This window comes from Auraticoccus cholistanensis (assembly GCF_009742705.1).
In the GTDB taxonomy this organism is placed as follows: Bacteria; Actinomycetota; Actinomycetes; order Propionibacteriales; family Propionibacteriaceae; genus Auraticoccus; species Auraticoccus cholistanensis.
Map to the genome: position 1 here is coordinate 45,219 of NZ_WPCU01000006.1, position 16,293 is coordinate 61,511.

18 protein-coding genes and 1 pseudogene are annotated in these 16,293 nt (G+C 73.8%); 11 read left to right on the plus strand and 8 right to left on the minus strand.

What is annotated here, in order from left to right; translation table 11 throughout:
* Positions 1 to 97: 97 nt before the first annotated feature.
* The 3 genes and pseudogenes from GC722_RS10170 (at position 98) to sucD (ending at position 2,807) form a co-directional block, all read left to right on the plus strand.
* Positions 98 to 553, plus strand: coding sequence for a cobalamin B12-binding domain-containing protein (locus GC722_RS10170; RefSeq protein ID WP_331714657.1), 456 nt, complete (start codon positions 98 to 100; stop codon positions 551 to 553).
* Between the two features lie 239 nt (positions 554 to 792).
* Complete coding sequence (gene sucC / locus GC722_RS10175) at positions 793 to 1,968, plus strand: ADP-forming succinate--CoA ligase subunit beta (RefSeq protein ID WP_331714658.1); 1,176 nt, start codon at positions 793 to 795, stop codon at positions 1,966 to 1,968.
* 12 nt (positions 1,969 to 1,980) lie between these two features.
* Positions 1,981 to 2,807 (plus strand): annotated as a pseudogene (sucD, locus tag GC722_RS10180) (succinate--CoA ligase subunit alpha).
* 122 nt (positions 2,808 to 2,929) lie between these two features.
* Here sucD and GC722_RS10185 read toward each other — a convergent pair.
* On the minus strand, positions 2,930 to 4,669 hold the full coding sequence (locus GC722_RS10185; RefSeq protein ID WP_156609955.1) for a hypothetical protein: 1,740 nt from the start codon (positions 4,667 to 4,669) through the stop codon (positions 2,930 to 2,932).
* A 165-nt stretch (positions 4,670 to 4,834) separates the two neighbouring features.
* Here GC722_RS10185 and GC722_RS10190 point away from each other — a divergent pair, with 165 nt between their 5' ends.
* From GC722_RS10190 to GC722_RS10210, 5 genes are read left to right on the plus strand one after another with little or no spacing between them, the layout of a single operon-like run.
* The gene (locus tag GC722_RS10190) at positions 4,835 to 6,106 is read left to right on the plus strand and encodes a cell division protein PerM (protein WP_156609956.1); all 1,272 of its coding nucleotides are present in this window, start codon (positions 4,835 to 4,837) and stop codon (positions 6,104 to 6,106) included.
* 29 nt (positions 6,107 to 6,135) lie between these two features.
* The gene (gene purN, locus GC722_RS10195; protein ID WP_331714659.1) at positions 6,136 to 6,765 is read left to right on the plus strand and encodes a phosphoribosylglycinamide formyltransferase; all 630 of its coding nucleotides are present in this window, start codon (positions 6,136 to 6,138) and stop codon (positions 6,763 to 6,765) included.
* A 49-nt stretch (positions 6,766 to 6,814) separates the two neighbouring features.
* Positions 6,815 to 8,395, plus strand: coding sequence for a bifunctional phosphoribosylaminoimidazolecarboxamide formyltransferase/IMP cyclohydrolase (purH, locus tag GC722_RS10200; protein WP_156610066.1), 1,581 nt, complete (start codon positions 6,815 to 6,817; stop codon positions 8,393 to 8,395).
* 17 nt (positions 8,396 to 8,412) lie between these two features.
* Positions 8,413 to 9,270 carry a bifunctional methylenetetrahydrofolate dehydrogenase/methenyltetrahydrofolate cyclohydrolase gene (locus tag GC722_RS10205; RefSeq protein ID WP_156609957.1) on the plus strand — a complete coding sequence of 286 codons (858 nt, stop codon included), beginning with the start codon at positions 8,413 to 8,415 and terminating at the stop codon, positions 9,268 to 9,270.
* A 1-nt stretch (position 9,271) separates the two neighbouring features.
* On the plus strand, positions 9,272 to 9,598 hold the full coding sequence (locus tag GC722_RS10210; RefSeq protein ID WP_156609958.1) for a DUF3017 domain-containing protein: 327 nt from the start codon (positions 9,272 to 9,274) through the stop codon (positions 9,596 to 9,598).
* Between the two features lie 89 nt (positions 9,599 to 9,687).
* Here GC722_RS10210 and GC722_RS10215 read toward each other — a convergent pair whose 3' ends face one another.
* The 3 genes from GC722_RS10215 to GC722_RS10225 form a co-directional block, all read right to left on the minus strand.
* Positions 9,688 to 10,344, minus strand: coding sequence for a DUF4190 domain-containing protein (locus GC722_RS10215; RefSeq protein WP_156609959.1), 657 nt, complete (start codon positions 10,342 to 10,344; stop codon positions 9,688 to 9,690).
* A gap of 137 nt (positions 10,345 to 10,481) precedes the next feature.
* Positions 10,482 to 10,787 carry a hypothetical protein gene (locus GC722_RS10220; protein WP_156609960.1) on the minus strand — a complete coding sequence of 102 codons (306 nt, stop codon included), beginning with the start codon at positions 10,785 to 10,787 and terminating at the stop codon, positions 10,482 to 10,484.
* Positions 10,788 to 10,923: 136 nt separating this feature from the next.
* A complete protein-coding gene (locus tag GC722_RS10225; protein ID WP_331714660.1) occupies positions 10,924 to 11,913 on the minus strand; it encodes a malate dehydrogenase in 990 nt (329 codons plus the stop codon).
* 134 nt (positions 11,914 to 12,047) lie between these two features.
* Between GC722_RS10225 and GC722_RS10230 the strand changes: the two genes are divergently transcribed.
* A complete protein-coding gene (locus tag GC722_RS10230; protein WP_156609961.1) occupies positions 12,048 to 12,602 on the plus strand; it encodes a uridine kinase family protein in 555 nt (184 codons plus the stop codon).
* A gap of 9 nt (positions 12,603 to 12,611) precedes the next feature.
* Here the strand turns inward: GC722_RS10230 and GC722_RS10235 are convergent, their stop codons facing one another.
* Complete coding sequence (locus tag GC722_RS10235) at positions 12,612 to 13,118, minus strand: hypothetical protein (RefSeq protein ID WP_156609962.1); 507 nt, start codon at positions 13,116 to 13,118, stop codon at positions 12,612 to 12,614.
* A gap of 63 nt (positions 13,119 to 13,181) precedes the next feature.
* Between GC722_RS10235 and GC722_RS10240 the strand changes: the two genes are divergently transcribed.
* Together GC722_RS10240 and GC722_RS10245 are read left to right on the plus strand one after the other, a co-directional pair.
* Positions 13,182 to 13,514: a YbaB/EbfC family nucleoid-associated protein gene (locus GC722_RS10240; RefSeq protein WP_156609963.1), complete on the plus strand. Its 333-nt coding sequence runs from the start codon at positions 13,182 to 13,184 to the stop codon at positions 13,512 to 13,514.
* Positions 13,507 to 13,884 (plus strand): hypothetical protein, encoded by a 378-nt coding sequence (locus GC722_RS10245; RefSeq protein WP_156609964.1) that lies wholly within the window; start codon positions 13,507 to 13,509, stop codon positions 13,882 to 13,884. Before GC722_RS10240 ends, GC722_RS10245 begins: the two co-directional genes overlap by 8 nt.
* A 26-nt stretch (positions 13,885 to 13,910) precedes the next feature.
* Here the strand turns inward: GC722_RS10245 and GC722_RS10250 are convergent, their stop codons facing one another.
* From GC722_RS10250 to GC722_RS10260, 3 genes are all read right to left on the minus strand, one after another.
* The gene (locus GC722_RS10250) at positions 13,911 to 14,801 is read right to left on the minus strand and encodes a WXG100 family type VII secretion target (protein WP_156609965.1); all 891 of its coding nucleotides are present in this window, start codon (positions 14,799 to 14,801) and stop codon (positions 13,911 to 13,913) included.
* A complete protein-coding gene (locus GC722_RS10255; RefSeq protein WP_156609966.1) occupies positions 14,798 to 15,133 on the minus strand; it encodes a hypothetical protein in 336 nt (111 codons plus the stop codon). The genes GC722_RS10250 and GC722_RS10255 overlap by 4 nt, the downstream gene beginning before the upstream one ends.
* A gap of 61 nt (positions 15,134 to 15,194) precedes the next feature.
* On the minus strand, positions 15,195 to 16,293 hold a 1,099-nt coding region (locus GC722_RS10260), incomplete at its 5' end, for a UDP-glucose dehydrogenase family protein (RefSeq protein WP_231747708.1).

Below are 16,293 nucleotides of genomic sequence, written 5' to 3' on the forward strand. Positions count from 1 at the left end.
AGGATCATCGCCAACTACCCCTCCGGACGGATCGCAAGCGTGTGAGCAGGCTCACCCGCAGGGCCCCGTCGACGGCACCGCTGGGTAGGGTGAGGACGTGAACAGCGTCGTGCCGCCGGAGCCCGCGCAGGCCGCGGAGGAGCGTCCGCTGCCGCCGATCCGCGTCGTCGTCGCCAAGCCCGGGCTGGACGGCCACGACCGCGGCGCCAAGGTCGTCGCCCGTGCGCTGCGCGACGCCGGCATGGAGGTCGTCTACACCGGTCTGCACCAGACGCCGGAGCAGATCGTGGCCACCGCTCTGGCCGAGGACGCCGACGCCATCGGGCTGTCGGTGCTGTCGGGGGCGCACATGACCGTCTTCCCCCGCGTGGTGGAGCTGCTGCGCGAGGAGGAGGCGGAGGACATCGTGGTGTTCGGCGGCGGCATCATCCCCGAGGCCGACCGCGGGCCGCTGGCCGAGGCGGGGGTCGCCCAGATCTTCACCCCCGGCGCCACCATGGCCGAGATCGTCGCCTGGGTGGAGGCCCACTGCCGCACCCGCCACCCCGGCTGACCGGCTCCCCGCGGGGCCGGCCCGCGCCCGGGCGTGATACCTGTGGTGGTGGTGGACTCATTCGCTCGAGCCGCCGTCGGAACGTTAGGCTCGCACCGCGCTACCGGGCACCGTGGCCCGGCGGCGACGAGCGGGTCAGGCCCGTTCGATCCCGCTACGGGCGCCGGTCGCACGGACGCCGACGACCGATCGAGGCAGACAAGGGGGCGCACCGTCCCCGGAATCAGGATGGAATCGTCGTGGATCTCTACGAATACCAGGCGCGCGACCTGTTCGAGGCGCACGGGGTACCGGTGCTGCGGGGCATCACCGCCACCACCCCCGAGGAGGCCGAGGCGGCGGCTGCCGAGCTGGGCACCCCCGTCGTGGTGGTGAAGGCCCAGGTCAAGACCGGCGGCCGAGGCAAGGCCGGCGGCGTCAAGATCGCCAAGAGCCCGGCCGAGGCGGCGCAGCGCGCCGAGGAGATCCTGGGTCTGGACATCAAGGGCCACGTGGTCCGCAAGCTGATGATCGCCGAGGGCGCCGACATCGCCGAGGAGTACTACTTCTCGCTGCTGCTGGACCGCGCCAACCGCTCCTACCTGGCCATGTGCAGCGTCGAGGGCGGCATGGACATCGAGCAGCTGGCCGTGGAGCGTCCCGAGGCGCTGGCCCGCGTGGCCGTCGACCCCGTGGTGGGTCTGGACCGGGCCAAGGCCGACGAGATCGTCGCCGCCGCCGGGTTCGCCGAGGCCGACCGGGACAAGATCGCCGAGGTGCTGGTCACGCTGGGCAAGGTCTACGTCGACAGCGACGCCACCCTCGTCGAGGTCAACCCGCTGGTGAAGACCGGCGACGGCTCCATCGTGGCCCTCGACGGCAAGGTGACCCTGGACGAGAACGCGGAGTTCCGTCACCCCGAGCACGCCGAGCTGCACGACGTGGCCGCCGCCGACCCGCTCGAGCTGGCCGCCAAGGAGAAGGGCCTCAACTACGTCAAGCTCGACGGCTCGGTGGGCATCATCGGCAACGGCGCCGGGCTCGTGATGAGCACGCTGGACGTCGTCGCCTACGCCGGCGAGGAGTTCCCGGGTGCGCCCAAGCCGGCCAACTTCCTCGACATCGGCGGCGGTGCCAGCGCCGAGGTGATGGCCAACGGGCTGGAGATCATCCTGGGCGACGCCCAGGTCAAGAGCGTGTTCGTCAACGTGTTCGGCGGCATCACCGCCTGCGACGCGGTGGCCAACGGCATCGTGCAGGCCTTCGAGATCCTCCGCTCCCACGGCGCCGAGGTGAAGCCCCTGGTCGTCCGCCTGGACGGCAACAACGCCGAGCTGGGCCGGCAGATCCTGTCCGAGGCCGCCCTGCCGGGCCTGGAGCAGGTCGACACGATGGACGGTGCGGCCCGCCGGGCTGCCGAGCTGGCTGCGAACTGAGGAGCGACTGACATGGCAATCTTCCTGAATTCCGACTCCCGGGTCATCGTCCAGGGCATGACCGGCTCCGAGGGCATGAAGCACACCCAGCTCATGCTCAAGGCCGGCACCAACATCGTCGGCGGGGTCAACCCCAAGAAGGCCGGCACCACGGTCGAGTTCGAGGGCGGCGTCACCGTCCCCGTCTTCGGCACCGTCCGCGAGGCCGTGGAGCAGGCGCAGGCCGACGTGTCGGTGATCTTCGTCCCGGCCCGCTTCACCAAGTCCGCCGCGGTGGAGGCCATCGAGGCCGAGATCCCGCTGGCCGTGGTGATCACCGAGGGCGTCCCGGTCAAGGACACCGCCGAGTTCTGGACCCTGGCCAAGGGGAGCAAGACCCGCATCATCGGCCCCAACTGCCCGGGCCTGATCACCCCCGGCGCCTCCAACGCCGGCATCATCCCGGCCAGCATCACCAAGCCGGGCCGCATCGGCCTGGTCTCGAAGTCCGGCACGCTGACCTACCAGATGATGTACGAGCTGCGGGACTTCGGCATCTCGACCGCCGTCGGCATCGGCGGCGACCCGGTCATCGGGACGACCCACATCGACTGCCTGCAGGCCTTCCAGGACGACCCCGACACCGACGCGATCGTGATGATCGGCGAGATCGGCGGCGACGCCGAGGAGCGGGCCGCCGACTACATCAAGGCCAACGTCACCAAGCCGGTCGTCGGCTACGTGGCCGGCTTCACCGCCCCCGAGGGCAAGACGATGGGNNNGCCGCCGGGGTCAAGGTCGGCAAGACGCCGAGCGAGACCGCCGCGCTGATGCGCGAGATCATGGCCAGCCTGGGCTGACCTCCACCACGAACGGCGACGGGCCGCACCCTCCGGGGTGCGGCCCGTCTCGTGCTCCGGGGGCGCGTGGCGCGATCAGGCGGGTGACGCGCCCCGGGGCAGGGGCCCGGGTGCGCGGGACCTCAGCTGCCCTGGGTCGTCCGCTCGGCGGCGCGCTGGGCCACCGCGGCCCACTGCTCGTCGGTGAAGTCGAAGTCCTCGGTGGTCGGCAGCAGCAGGTAGACGACCTTCTCCTCGATCGTCACCAGGGCGATCCGGAAGGGCAGCCGCTCGTCGTCCACGGTCTGGGTGACGGTGTAGGCGCTGCCGCGGATCTCGGCCTTGCCGACCTTGCCCTCGATGGCCGTCCGCTCCGAGACGTCGGCGGTGCGCAGGTTGTCCGGGCACTCCCGGACCGAGTCGTCGAAGCGCTCCAGCAGCCCGGCCCCGGCCTCGGCGTCCTCCATGGTCAGCACGACCTCGTCGAAGCCGTACTGCGGCGGGGCGTCGGGGTCGTTGCTGAGCAGGTAGGTGACCTTCGCGCGGCTGGTCGGCCCGCTCACCGTGGCGGGGTCCAGACCCTCGCACTGGCTGGTGATGACGTCGAACTCCGACTCCACGGGCGTGCCGCCCCACTCGCCGGCCGCGGGGGTGATCCGCGGGATGTCGACGCCGGCGAGGAAGCCCGGCTGGTCGGTGCCCAGCGGCGGGATGCTCTCGCGGGACTCCGCGTCGGTGGCGCAGCGGCCGCCGGTCTTGCCGCACTGGCTGTTGACGACCTCCGCGGCCGCCTCCACCAGCCCGGCGTAGGGCACCGCCTTGCGCTCCTGGGCCACGTCGATGACGTTGACCATGCGACCGGTGCGGACGAGCAGCAGCGAGTGGAACGTCGCCACCTCGTCCTGCACCACGGCCACCACGCCACCGGACTGGTTGCCCAGGTCGGCCGGTGCCCAGCCGCTGTCGAGGTAGACGGGCTGCTTGGCGCAGCCGCCGAGCTGGCCGAGCCGCGCCTCGTACACCCGCTGGGCGTCCTCGGCGGTGGGGTAGAGGTCGGCCTGGTGCAGGGCCGCCGTGCGCGACTCGTTCGCCGTGGTCAGCGTGCGCAGCCGGGTCATCTCCGGGATCGGCATGCCGGCCTCGTCGCGGACGATGCACGTCACCTGCGGGGAGTCCTGGGTGACGCCCTGGGTGTCGAGGGAGATCTTCCAGCCGGCGTCCTCGTCGATGGCGCGGGCGTCGGCGTCGGTCAGCATCGACGCCTCGCTCAGCACGGGGGTCGGGGAGGGCGTGGGGGCGCCGGTGGTGGGCGCCTGGCCGGCGGTCTGCGGACGCTGGTTGGCCCACACGGCGAAGCCCACCGACAGGCAGGCGACCACGACCAGCGCGAGCGCCGAGACCAGCAGCCCGGTGCGGGTCCGCCTGTCGACCACGTGGCGGTGCGGCTCCTGCCACATCGGCGGCGGCGAGCTGGCCGAGCGCTGCGCGTGGTGGTGCTCGGGGGCGTGGGGCCGCGGGTCGGTGGGCATCGGGCCGGGACGGCCCCAGGCGGCCGGGGCCATGCTCAGGCCCTCGCTGCCGCTCCCGGGCGGGGTGAAGGCGGGCCCGGTGGAGCCGGCCGGGGTGATGCGGACGTCGCGGGCCGGCGGGGTGGCGGGCTGGATCGCCACGGGCTCAGGCGTGCTGCGCGGCGCCTCAGGGGTGCTGCGGGGCGGCTCGGCCGGACCGTCGTGGTCGTCGTCCTCGGGCCACGGGTCGGCGCTGCGCCGGGCACGGCTGGGCGGGGCAGGAGGACGCTGCCCGCCGTCGGCGTCCACGGTGGTGTCGTCGGTCGAGAACAGTGCCCTTCGAGGACGGTGCCCCGCGGCGTCCTGGTCGGCCACGCGTCATACCCTTCCACTCGATCAAAGGAGCCAACTGTACGTGGCCCGTCTTCCCCCGCCAAAACCGTCGAGCGTACCCCTCCCACAACCGGCGCCGCCAAACTTTAGCCCGTCCGGGCGTGTCAGGCGAGTCCTCCCGCCTCGGCGGGGGACCATGACGGGGCCATGACTCCACCGACCAGCACCCTCCGCGACCGCCTCCCGCTGGCCCTCAGCGTGACCGAGCCGGACCGCGACCGCCGTGGTCCGGACGACGACCACCCCGTCGTCCTGCCCTGGTGGTTGGCCGCCGCGGGCGGCGGGGTCGCGGCCGGCGTGGTCGGGTGGATGGTCGTCGCCGCCCTGGTGCTGCTGGGCTGGCTGGCCGACATGGCCGGGTCGATGGGCCTGGCCCTGACCGTGGCGACCCAGTTCTGGTTCTCCGTCCACGGGGGCCGGGCCGAGCTCGGCGCGACGACGTGGACGGTGGTCCCGCTGGGGCTCACGCTGGTGCAGCTCGTGGTGGTCTCCGGCGTCAGCCAGTTCGCCGCCCGGCAGCGGGCGGACCGGGCCGGTGCGACCACCGCCACGGCGGCCCGCGTCGCGGCGCTGGTCGCCGTCGGCTACCTCGTCCCGCTGGTCGTGGCCACCACGGTGGTCGGCGGCCCCGAGCAGCTGGCCCGCTGCCTGGCGGGTGGCCTGCTGGTGGCCGTGCCGAGCGCGCTGTGGGGCGCGGTGCGCGGCCTGGGGCTGCCCGTGCTGCAGCACCTGCCGTGGTGGGCGCGGCCCGTTCCGCCGGCGGTCGGGATCGGTCTGCTGACGATGGCGGCCACCGGCCTGGTGCTGCTGGTGTGCGCCCTGGTGGTGCGCTTCGACCAGGTCCGCGCGCTGACCAGCTCGGCGACCCCGGAGCTGCTGTCGCTGGTGGTGCTCGTGCTGGCCCAGCTGGCCTACCTGCCCAACCTGGTGCTGTGGGGCGTCAGCTACGCCCTCGGTGCCGGGTTCACGGTGGGGCAGGGCTCGCTGGTCTCGCCGACGGTGACCGAGCTCGGGCTGCTGCCGGGGTTCCCGGTGCTGGGTGCGCTGCCGGCCGAGGGGCTCGGCGGCTGGACCCAGTGGCTGTGGCTGGGCAGCGGCGCGCTCGCCGGGGCGCTCTCGGCGCTGTGGGTGGTGCGGGGGCACCGCGGCGCCCGCTTCGACCTCAGCGCGCTGGTCGGCGGGCTCGCCGGCGTCCTCACCGGTCTCGTGGTCACCGTGGTCGCCGCGGCCTCCCGGGGGAGTCTCGGCACCGGGCGGCTGGTCGGTCTGGGCCCGCGGCTGACCGAGCTCGCGGTGATGTCGACGACCGTGATGGGGCTGGCGGGGCTGGCCACCGGTCTGGTCGTCGGGCTGCTCCGCCTGCGCGGCGGGGCGGCGGGACGGGCCGGGTGGACGGTGCCGCTGCGGCGACGTCGGTGAGCGGCGGCGCCAGACGATAGGGTCGTCGGGTGGCGGAGGAGAGTCGGCAGCCGGAGCTCGGCCTGGTCGTGCTGGTCTCGGGATCGGGCACCCTGCTGCAGGCGCTGCTGGACGCGCAGGCCGCCGGCACGCTGCCGGCCCGGGTGCTGGCCGTCGGCGCGGACCGCGACGGCATCGCCGGCCTGGACCGCGCCTCCCGCGCCGGTGTGCCCACCTTCGTGGTGCCGCTGGCCAAGGGTGCCGACCGCGCCGCCTGGGACGCCCGGCTGACCGCCGAGGTCGCCGCCCACCAGCCGGACCTCGTCGTCTGCGCCGGGTTCATGAAGCTGCTGGGGCCGGCCTTCCTGGGTCGTTTCGGCGGCCGCACCATCAACTCCCACCCCGCCCTGCTGCCGTCCTTCCCGGGCATGCACGGCCCGCGCGACGCGCTGGCCCACGGGGTGAAGGTCACCGGTGCCACGGTGTTCCTGGTCGACGAGGGCGTCGACACCGGGACGATCCTGGCCCAGCGGGCCGTCGACGTCCTCGAGGGCGACGACGTGGAGACGCTGCACGAGCGGATCAAGGTCGTGGAGCGCGCGATCCTGGTCGAGACGGTGGCCGCCCTGGCCGCCCGGCACGACCGCGACCAGACCGGCTGGCGCCGGTCGACCCAGTGAGACCGGCCCGCCCGGGCGGTCAGCGAGCGAGGGAGACGTGAGCGAAGCGATGACGAGCGACAAGCTGGAGCAGCCGGACCGGATCCCGCTCCGCCGGGCGCTGGTGTCGGTCTACGACAAGAGCGGTCTGGTCGAGCTCGGCCGGGCGCTGCACGAGGCCGGCGTCGAGCTGGTCTCCACCGGTTCCACCGCCCGCACGCTGGCCGGGGCCGGGCTGCCCGTCACCCCCGTGGAGCAGGTCACCGGGTTCGCCGAGTGCCTGGACGGCCGGGTCAAGACCCTGCACCCGCTGGTGCACGCCCCGATCCTGGCCGACCGCCGGCTGGAGACCCACCGCCGCCAGCTGGCCGAGCTCGGCGCGGAGCCCTTCGACCTGGTGGTCAGCAACCTGTACCCATTCACCGAGACCGTCGCCTCGGGTGCGACCCCCGACGAGTGTGTCGAGCAGATCGACATCGGCGGTCCGTCGATGGTGCGGGGTGCGGCGAAGAACCACCCGTCGGTGGCCATCGTGACCTCGCCCGAGCAGTATCCCGAGCTCACCGCGGCGCTGGCCGAGGGCGGTTTCACCCTGCAGCAGCGCCGTCGCCTGGCCGCCGAGGCGTTCGCCCACACGGCTGCCTACGACGTGGCCGTCGCGTCGTGGTTCGCCTCCGGGTTGGGTGCGGTCGAGGAGGAGGGACGCTTCCCCCGCTTCGTGGGGGCGACCTGGGAGCGGGCGTCCGTGCTGCGCTACGGCGAGAACCCGCACCAGGACGCGGCGCTCTACCGCAGCCCCGGCGGGTCCGGGCTGGCCACCGCCGAGCAGCTCCACGGCAAGGAGATGTCCTACAACAACTACGTCGACACCGACGCCGCCCGCCGGGCCGCCTCGGACTTCGACCAGCCGGCCGTGGCCATCATCAAGCACGCCAACCCGTGCGGGATCGCCGTGGGCGCCGACGTGGCCGAGGCCCACCGTCGCGCCCACGCCTGCGACCCCACGTCGGCGTTCGGGGGCGTCATCGCGGTGAACCGGCCGGTCTCGGTCGAGATGGCCCGCCAGGTGGCCGAGATCTTCACCGAGGTGGTCGTCGCCCCCGGCTACGAGGACGGCGCGCTGGAGGTGCTGACCGCCAAGAAGAACATCCGCATCCTGCGCTGCCCTGTCGGAGCGGACAGCGGGATCGAGATGCGGGCGGTCAGCGGCGGGCTGCTGCTGCAGCAGACCGACCGGGTGGACGCCGACGGCGACGACCCGGCCAACTGGACGCTGGCCGCCGGTGAACCCGCCGACGAGGCGACCCTGGCCGACCTCGCCTTCGCCTGGCGGGCCTGCCGGGCGGTGAAGTCCAACGCCATCCTGCTCGCCTCCGGCGGCGCCTCGGTGGGCATCGGCATGGGCCAGGTCAACCGGGTGGACTCGTGCCGGCTCGCCGTGTCGCGGGCCGGTGCCGAGCGCGCCCGCGGCGCCGTGGCGGCCTCCGACGCGTTCTTCCCCTTCGCCGACGGACCGCAGATCCTGATCGACGCCGGCGTGCGCGCCATCGTCCAGCCGGGCGGCTCGGTGCGCGACGAGGAGACCGTCGAGGCCGCCCGCGCGGCCGGCGTCACCCTCTACCTCACCGGCACCCGCCACTTCTTCCACTGAACCGCAGGGACCGCAGGATGACCGCACAGACCATGCTCGGCAAGCCGCTGGCGGCCGCCGTCAAGGAGGACCTCAGGGCCCGCGTGGCCGCGCTCGCCGAGCGGGGGAGCGTGCCCGCGCTCGGCACGGTGGTGGTCGGCGACGACCCCGGCAGCCTCGCCTACGTGCGTGGCAAGCACCGCGACTGCGCCGAGGTGGGTCTGGCCTCCGTCCAGGTGCGGCTCCCCGCCGACGTGGACCCGGCCGAGCTGCGGGAGCGGCTGCTGCAGCTCAACGAGGACCCCGCCTGCACCGGCTACATCGTCCAGCTGCCGCTCCCGGCCCACCTGGACGAGAGCGCCGTGCTGGAGCTGGTGCACCCCGACAAGGACGCCGACGGGCTCCACCCCACCAACCTCGGACGGCTGGTGCTGGGGACCGCCGCCCCGCTGCCGTGCACCCCCGCAGCGGTCCTCGAGCTGCTGCGGGCCTCCGACGTCGAGCTGGACGGCGCCGAGGTCTGCGTCATCGGCCGGGGCACCACCGTCGGCCGGCCGATGGGGCTGCTGCTGACCCGGCGCTCGGAGAACGCCACCGTCACCCTGTGCCACACCGGGACGCGCGACCTCGCGGCCCACACCCGCCGGGCCGACGTCGTGGTCGCGGCGGCCGGCGTGGCCGGGCTGGTGGACGCCGACATGGTCGCCGAGGGATCCGTGCTGGTGGGGGTGGGGATCACCCGCACCGAGGACGGGCTGGTCGGGGACTTCCACCCCTCGGTGCTGGAGAAGGCGGCGCTGGTCGCGCCGGTGCCCGGGGGTGTGGGGCCGATGACCCGGGCCATGCTGCTGCGCAACGTGGTCGAGCTCGCCGAGCGCCACCCGGTCGCCGGCTGAGATGGCCGTGCTGCCACCCGAGCCGACCGGTGCGCCGGCCACCGCCGGTGTGCCCCCGCGCCGCGGTGCCCGGACGCCCCGTTCGCTCGGCCTCGCGCCGCTCGCGGCGGCGCTGGGGGTCTTCGTCGTCGGCCTGGTGCTGGTCGGTCTGGGCTGGTGGCGCGGAGGGCTGTGGACCTGCGCCGGCGGGCTGCTGCTCGGCGCGCTGCTCCGGCTGGTGCTGCCCTCGCGGTCCGCGGGGCTGCTGCGGGTCCGCCACCGCGCCGTGGACGTCCTGCTGCTGGGGGCCGGCGGGCTCGCGGTGGCCGTGCTGGCCTACCTGCGCTGACGGACCTGCCGTCCGCGCTGGACCGGGCGCCGGCAGGGGGCGACCGGGCGCCGGGGCCGGGCGCCGACGGCGTCCGACCCCGGAGCGGGTCACTGCTCGAGGGCTCCGCTGACGAAGCCGAGCACGACCAGCACGAACCACAGGGCGACCAGGATGCTGCCGACGATGATGCCGATCTTGGCCTTCTTGTTCTCGTAGCCGACCGCCTTGGACTGCGAGCGCGCCACCAGCGACAGGATCAGACCGATCAGCGGCAGGAAGCAGAAGGGGATGCAGGCCAGGATCAGACCCACCAGGCCGAGGGTCTCACCCGGGGGCTTGGTGGCCGCGCCCTGCCCGTACGGGTTCTGCCCGTAGGGGTTCTGGCCGTACGCCTCGGGCGCGTAGGGGTTCTGCTGGCCGTAGTCGGCCTGCTGCCCGTAGGCACCCTGCTGGCCGTAGGCGGCCTGCTGGCCGTACGGGTCCTGCTGGCCGGCCGAGGGCTGGCTGTAGGGGTCGGGCTGGCCGGCCGAGGGCTGGCTGTAGGGGCCGGGCTGGCCGGCCGAGGGCTGGCTGTACGGAGTCTGCCCGTAGGGGTCCTGCTGACCGCCGGCGGGCTGGCCGTAGGGGTCGGGCTGGCCGGCGGCGGGCTGGCTGTAGGGGTCGGGCTGGCCGGCGGAGGGCTGGCTGTAGGGGTCCTGCTGGCCACCGGGACGCTGGGCGTCGGGGTCGTTGGGGTCGCTGGGCGGACCGTACGGGTTGCTCATGGGCAGAAGTGTGGCGCATCCGTGGGGCAGCGCGTCGGCGGGCACGCCCAGCAGGACGCGGAGAGCGCGGGCGCAGCAGGGGCCGGGCCGCACGGCCCGGCCCCTGCTGACGGTCGACTCGGAGAGAGGAGCGGAGGTCAGTAGGTGCTCATGCCCCCGCTGGCCAGCCCCACGGCGATGCCGATGACGTAGAGGATGATGCTCAGCACGATCCACGCGATGCCGACGATGATGCCGTTGCGGGCTTTGGTGTTCGGCACGTTCGCGCTCTTGGACTGGAAGAAGGCCACGATCGACAGGATCAGGCCGATGTTGCTGACGCAGGGGATGCAGGCGAGGATGAAGCCCACCTTGCCGAGACCGATGCCGGGGGCGTCGGCGGCCGGCTGCCCGCCGTAGGGGTTCTGGGGGTCTCCAGGGTTCTGACCGTAAGGGTTGCTCATGGGCAGAAGTGTGGCGTAACGAGGGGTCGTCGGGCCAAATCCGCCGGCTGCTGGGCGACGTGTCGTGCGACTGCTCCCCCGGGGAACCGAGGGGGCGCCGACCGTCGCGGTCGGCGCCCCCTCGGGTGCGGCTGGCTCAGATCAGGCCGAGCGAGGTGACGGCGTCGCGCTCCTCGACCAGCTCGGCCACGCTGGCGTCGATCTTGGCGCGGGAGAAGTCGTCGATCTCCAGGCCCTGGACGATGCTGTACTCGCCGTCGGTGACGGTGCAGGGGAAGGAGGAGATGATCCCCTCCTGCACCCCGTAGGAGCCGTCGCTGGGCACCGACATGGAGACCCAGTCGCCCTCGGGGGTGCCGAGCACCCAGTCCCGCATGTGCTCGACGGTGGCGTTGGCCGCCGAGGCCGCCGAGGAGGAGCCCCGGGCCTCGATGATGGCCGCCCCGCGCTTCTGCACGGTGGGCAGGAACTCGTTCTCGATCCAGGCCTGGTCGTCGATCAGCTCCGCGGCGTTGCGCCCGCCGATCTCGGTGTGGAACAGGTCGGGGTACTGGGTGGCGGAGTGGTTGCCCCAGACGGTCATGTGGGTGACCTCGGTGACCGGGACGCCGGCCTTGGCCGCCACCTGCGCCACCGCCCGGTTGTGGTCGAGCCGGGTCAGCGCGTTGAAGCGCTCGGCCGGGATGTCGGGGGCGTTGCGCATGGCGATCAGCGCGTTGGTGTTGGCCGGGTTGCCGGTGATCAGCACCTTGACGTCGTCGGCGGCGTGGTCGTTGAGCGCCTTGCCCTGGGCGGTGAAGATCGCGCCGTTGGCCTCGAGCAGGTCGCTGCGCTCCATGCCCTTGCTGCGCGGGCGGGCGCCCACCAGCATCGCCAGGTTGACGCCCTCGAACACGTCGTTGGGGTCGTCGCCGATGTGCACCGAGCTCAGCAGCGGGAAGGCGCAGTCGTCCAGCTCCATCACCACGCCCTCGAGGGCCTTCAGCGCGGGGGTGATCTCCAGCAGCCGGAGCTCGACCGGCTGGTCCGGCCCCAGCAGCGAGCCGCTGGCGATGCGGAACAGCAGGCTGTAGCAGATCTGTCCGGCGGCCCCGGTGACGGCCACCTTGACGGGTGCGTTGGTCACGACTCGACTCCTCCTGCGCCTGGCGAGGCGCACCGTTGCTGGCCCGACGGCTCGCGGGCTCCCCGGCTGACGCTAGCAATGCGGGGCCCCGCCCCACCACGTGGTCCGGATCGGCCGGCGGTAGCGTGCCCGCCGTGCACCCGGTGGAGCAGGGCCTCGCTGCGGTCGTCGCGCTCCTGACGGCCCGGGGAGCGGACGGCCGCACCTGCTGGGTGGGCGTGGACGGCCTCGGCGCGTCGGGGAAGACCACCTTCACCGGACGGCTCGCCGCGGCCCTCCCCGGGGCCGTGGTGGTCCACGTCGACGGCTTCGCCCGCCCCGGTGCGCCGACCTGGGACCACCAGCTGTTCAGCGAGCAGGTGCTGGAGCCGCTGCTGGCCGGCCGACCCGCCCGCTGGACGGAGTGGGACCCCTACACCGGCCGGCCGGGGCAGGACCGCACCGCCGAGCCGGGGCGTCCGGTGCTGGTGGAGGGCGTCTCGGCCACCGACCGGCGGGTGCCGGTGCCATGGGACGTCACCGTGTGGGTCGAGACGCCGGCCGAGGTGCGGGCGGCACGGGCGCGGGCCCGCGACGGCGAGCAGGTGTGGCGCGAGCGGTGGCTGGCGGAGTGGATCCCCAGCGAGCAGGCCTACCTGCGCGAGCAGCGACCGGACCTGCGCGCCGACGTGGTCGTGGCCGGCGGCTGAGGGCCGGGCTCAGCCCTGCTCGAGGGCGTGGACCAGACGACGGGCCCGGCCGGTGCCCAGCGTGCCCAGCACCAGGGCGAGCGCCGAGCCGTCCGCCAGCTGCAGCACCACGCGGCCGGCCTGACCCAGCCGGCCGCGGCGGCGGACCCGCAGCACGTCGGCACGGGGGCAGTCCCACAGCAGGGTGAAGTCCGTCGTGTCGAGCACCGCCAGCCGCCGGTCGGTCACCAGCAGCTGGCTCTGGGTCGTCCGACGCACCGCCGCCGCCAGCTGCTGGGCCCGGCAGCCGGGCCAGCCCAGCAGCGAGGTCCCGGTCACCAGCTGGTCCGCGCGCTCGAGCATCCGCGGGGACGCCACGCCCAGCAGCACGTCCACCGCGTCGGCGCCCTCCCCGGCGGCGACGCCCAGCTCCTCGTGGCCGGCGAAGTAGGCGGCCATGCCGCAGAACAGCGCCCGCTCGCCCGGCTGCAGCAGCGCCTCGATCTGGGAGCGGAAGACCTTGAGGGTGTCGAGCACGTTCCCACTGTGCCAGCCGGGCGGACCGGGCGTCTCGGACCGGCCGCGTGGCAGGATGCGGCCATGCACCAGCCCAGCCCTCCGAGCGGCCCCCAGCCGGCCGGCGCCCCCGACCCCCGCGACCCGCTGCTGGACGCGGTGGAGGAGATCACCGCGCGGTCGTGGACGGCGACCTCCGGCGGCGGCGAGGTGACGGCGGTCGTCGGCGGGGACCAGCGGCTGCGGACGGTCGACGTGCTGCGACCCGACCTGCCCGCCGGACTGCTCGGCGCCCGCATCGCCGAGGCGGTCAACGCGGCCCTGCGGCTGGCCCGGGAGGAGACGGTGCGGGCGATGGGCGAGCTGCCCCGGATCGGTCCGGAGCTCCGCCGTCTCGCCGGAGGTCACGGTGCCTGAGCCCGACTTCACCCAGGCCGTCCGCGCCCACCTGGCTCCGCCGGCGGCGGCCCCCCGGGTCGAGGCCGCCGACCTCGACCGCTCCCACGAGCGCACCAGCGCCGACGGCCGGGTGACGGCCAGCGTCGACGGCCTGCGGCTCGAGGTCGAGTCGGTGGTGGTCAACTCCCGCGAGGACCCGGACACGCTCGGCCGCGCCGTGGTCGAGGCGGTCAACGACGCGCTGGCCGCCGCCGCCGCCGGGCCGGCGCAGACGGACCTGGCCGGGGCCGTCGCCGCCCGCGTGGCGGAGACGGAACGGCAGATGGACGCCATCTCGCTGCGGCTGGACGAGCTCTCGGCCCGGCTCGACCGCCTGATCGGCGACTGACCCGCTCCCGACGCCCGTCCGCGCGGTCAGTGACCGGGAGGACGGTTCCGGTCGGCGGCGTCCTGGGCCCGGTTGCCGGCGCCCACGGCACCGGCGCCGGACTGGGCGGCGTCGACACCCTCACCGGCACCGCCGGGCATGTTCGGCAGGTCGCGGCCGGTGGCGGCCTCCGCCCCGGCGATGAGGCCGTTGGCGCCGATGACGACCGGCTGGCTGGCCGCGGCGGCCAGCCCGCGCAGGTACAGCTTGGTGCCGAACCCGGCGCCCTTCTGCAGCTGCTTCAGCGCCTGCAGCAGCGCCTTGAGGTTGCGCAGCACCTCGGCGACCTTGGTGAAGGCCCGGGCCAGCTTCTCCAGCAGCCCGGCGATCTTGTGCAGCACCTGCGCCACCTTCGCCAGCCCGTTCATGATCTGGGCCAGGGCGCGGGCCCCGTTGGCCAGGTTGCTGGCGATCCAGGCCGCCACCGAGGCCCCGAAGGTGAACACCGCCGTGGCCATCGCCACCGCCAGCGAGGTGAGCAGGAACTCGATCACCATCTTCACGATGTCGATCACCATGTTCGACGCCTCGACGCAGGTCTCGGCCGCGGCGACGAGGATCTCCTGGGTGGAGCCCACCGCCTGCCCGAGCTGCTCGAAGTTGCCGCCGAGCTGGTCCATCTTCGCGTCGAAGGCGTTGCGGGCGCCGCCGCTCCACCCGGTCATCGAGTTCTTGATCTCGGCGATGGTGGTGGCGTAGCCGCTGATGGTCTGGCCCTGGGTGGCGTAGGTGGTGCACTGCGCGGCGATGGTGTTCGGCTCACCGGTCAGCCACTGCAGGATCTCCGAGATCTGCTGGTAGGGCCACTGCAGCACCGTCTGAACCGGCCCCGGGCAGGAGCCGTACCACTGGTCGAGGGTGTTGGTGTACTCGGTCACGCCGGCCCTCCGCCCATGCCCTGGATCAACAGCTCGGCCGCCTGCTCGGCGTCCTCGTCCATGATGCGGTAGGTCGCGGAGGTGGCCGAGAGCCCGGCCCGGACGCTGTCCAGCGCGTCGGTCAGCTCGGTCAGCGACTCCTGGCAGGCGTCGCGGTGCTCCACGAAGGCCTCCCAGACGCGGGTCTGCAGCCACGGGATGCGACCGAAGTCGCTCTCGACCAGGGGGACGTCGGCCAGCGCCTGCGCGGTCTCCTCGGCCTGCCCGTGCAGACCCTCGAACGCGTCGGCACCGGCGTCGAGCTGCGCCCGGTCCACGGTGAAGTCGGCCATCCTGCCTCCTGTCCTCGACTCGGCGACGATGCTAGACCGCCACGGAGTCACCCCGGCCGGGTCAGAGGGTGGCGGCCCGTCCCAGCTGGACGACCCGCCAGCCCGCCTGCTGCCAGGTGGGGCGGTGCAGCTTGAGCCGGGCGTCGATGAGGACCTTGTTCGCGACCAGCGGCGACAGCTCGGCGGGCTCGAGGTAGCGGAACTCGGGCCACTCGGTCAGGTGCAGCACCAGGTGGGCGCCGCGGAACAGGTCGGGGATGGTCTCGGCCTGGGTCAGGTCGGGGCGGGTGACGCGGGCGTGGGGGTCGAAGACGTGGACGTCGGCGCCGGCGTCGGCCAGGAAGTGCGCGACGTCGAGGGCGGGGGAGTTGCGGGTGTCGTCGGTGCCGGGCTTGAACGCGGCACCGAGCACGGCGATCTTGCAGCCGTGGACGTCGCCGCCCAGCTGCTCGATGGCCAGCTCGGCGACCTCCTTGCGCTGGTTGTTGTTGATCGACTCGACGCTGCCGATCAGGTCGGCCAGGACGTCCACGCCGAGCTCGCTGGCCCGGGCCGAGAGCGCGCGGATGTCCTTGGGCAGGCAGCCGCCGCCGAAGCCGAGCCCGGCGTTGAGGAAGGCCCGCCCGATCCGCTTGTCGTGGCCGAGGGCGTCGGCGAGCAGCTCGACGTCGCCGCCGGCGGCCTGGCACATCTGGGCCATCGCGTTGATGAAGCTGATCTTGGTGGCCAGGAAGGCGTTGGCGGCCACCTTGATCAGCTCCGCGGTGGCCAGGTCGCACTCGACCAGCGGGGTCTCCTCGCTGATCGGGATGGCGTAGAGGCGGTGCAGCAGGGCCAGCGCCCGCGGGGACTCGGTGCCGAGCACGATGCGGTCCGGGCGCAGGGTGTCCTCCACCGCGAACGCCTCGCGCAGGAACTCCGGGTTCCAGGCCAGCTCGACCTGCTCCCCGGCCGGGGCCAGCTCGTGCAGCCGGTCCCGCAGCGCCGGGGCGGTGCCGACCGGCACCGTGGACTTGCCCACCACGAGGGTGGGGCGGGTGAGCAGCGGCGCCAGCGTCTCGACCACGCTCTCGACCTGGCTCAGGTCGGCGGCGCCGGAGGGCTGCTGCGGGGTCCCCACGCAGATGAAGTGGACGTCGGCCCAGTCGGCGATCTCGGTG

What these genes read in the sequence shown, in the direction of transcription:
- GC722_RS10190 (WP_156609956.1), top strand. Translation starts at nt 4,835, where the DNA reads ATGACTCCACCGACCAGCACCCTCCGCGACCGCCTCCCGCTGGCCCTC.
- purH (WP_156610066.1), top strand. Translation starts at nt 6,815, where the DNA reads ATGACGAGCGACAAGCTGGAGCAGCCGGACCGGATCCCGCTCCGCCGG.
- GC722_RS10205 (WP_156609957.1), top strand. Translation starts at nt 8,413, where the DNA reads ATGACCGCACAGACCATGCTCGGCAAGCCGCTGGCGGCCGCCGTCAAG.
- GC722_RS10210 (WP_156609958.1), top strand. Translation starts at nt 9,272, where the DNA reads ATGGCCGTGCTGCCACCCGAGCCGACCGGTGCGCCGGCCACCGCCGGT.
- GC722_RS10215 (WP_156609959.1), bottom strand. Translation starts at nt 10,344, where the DNA reads ATGAGCAACCCGTACGGTCCGCCCAGCGACCCCAACGACCCCGACGCC.
- GC722_RS10220 (WP_156609960.1), bottom strand. Translation starts at nt 10,787, where the DNA reads ATGAGCAACCCTTACGGTCAGAACCCTGGAGACCCCCAGAACCCCTAC.
- GC722_RS10240 (WP_156609963.1), top strand. Translation starts at nt 13,182, where the DNA reads ATGCACCAGCCCAGCCCTCCGAGCGGCCCCCAGCCGGCCGGCGCCCCC.
- GC722_RS10255 (WP_156609966.1), bottom strand. Translation starts at nt 15,133, where the DNA reads ATGGCCGACTTCACCGTGGACCGGGCGCAGCTCGACGCCGGTGCCGAC.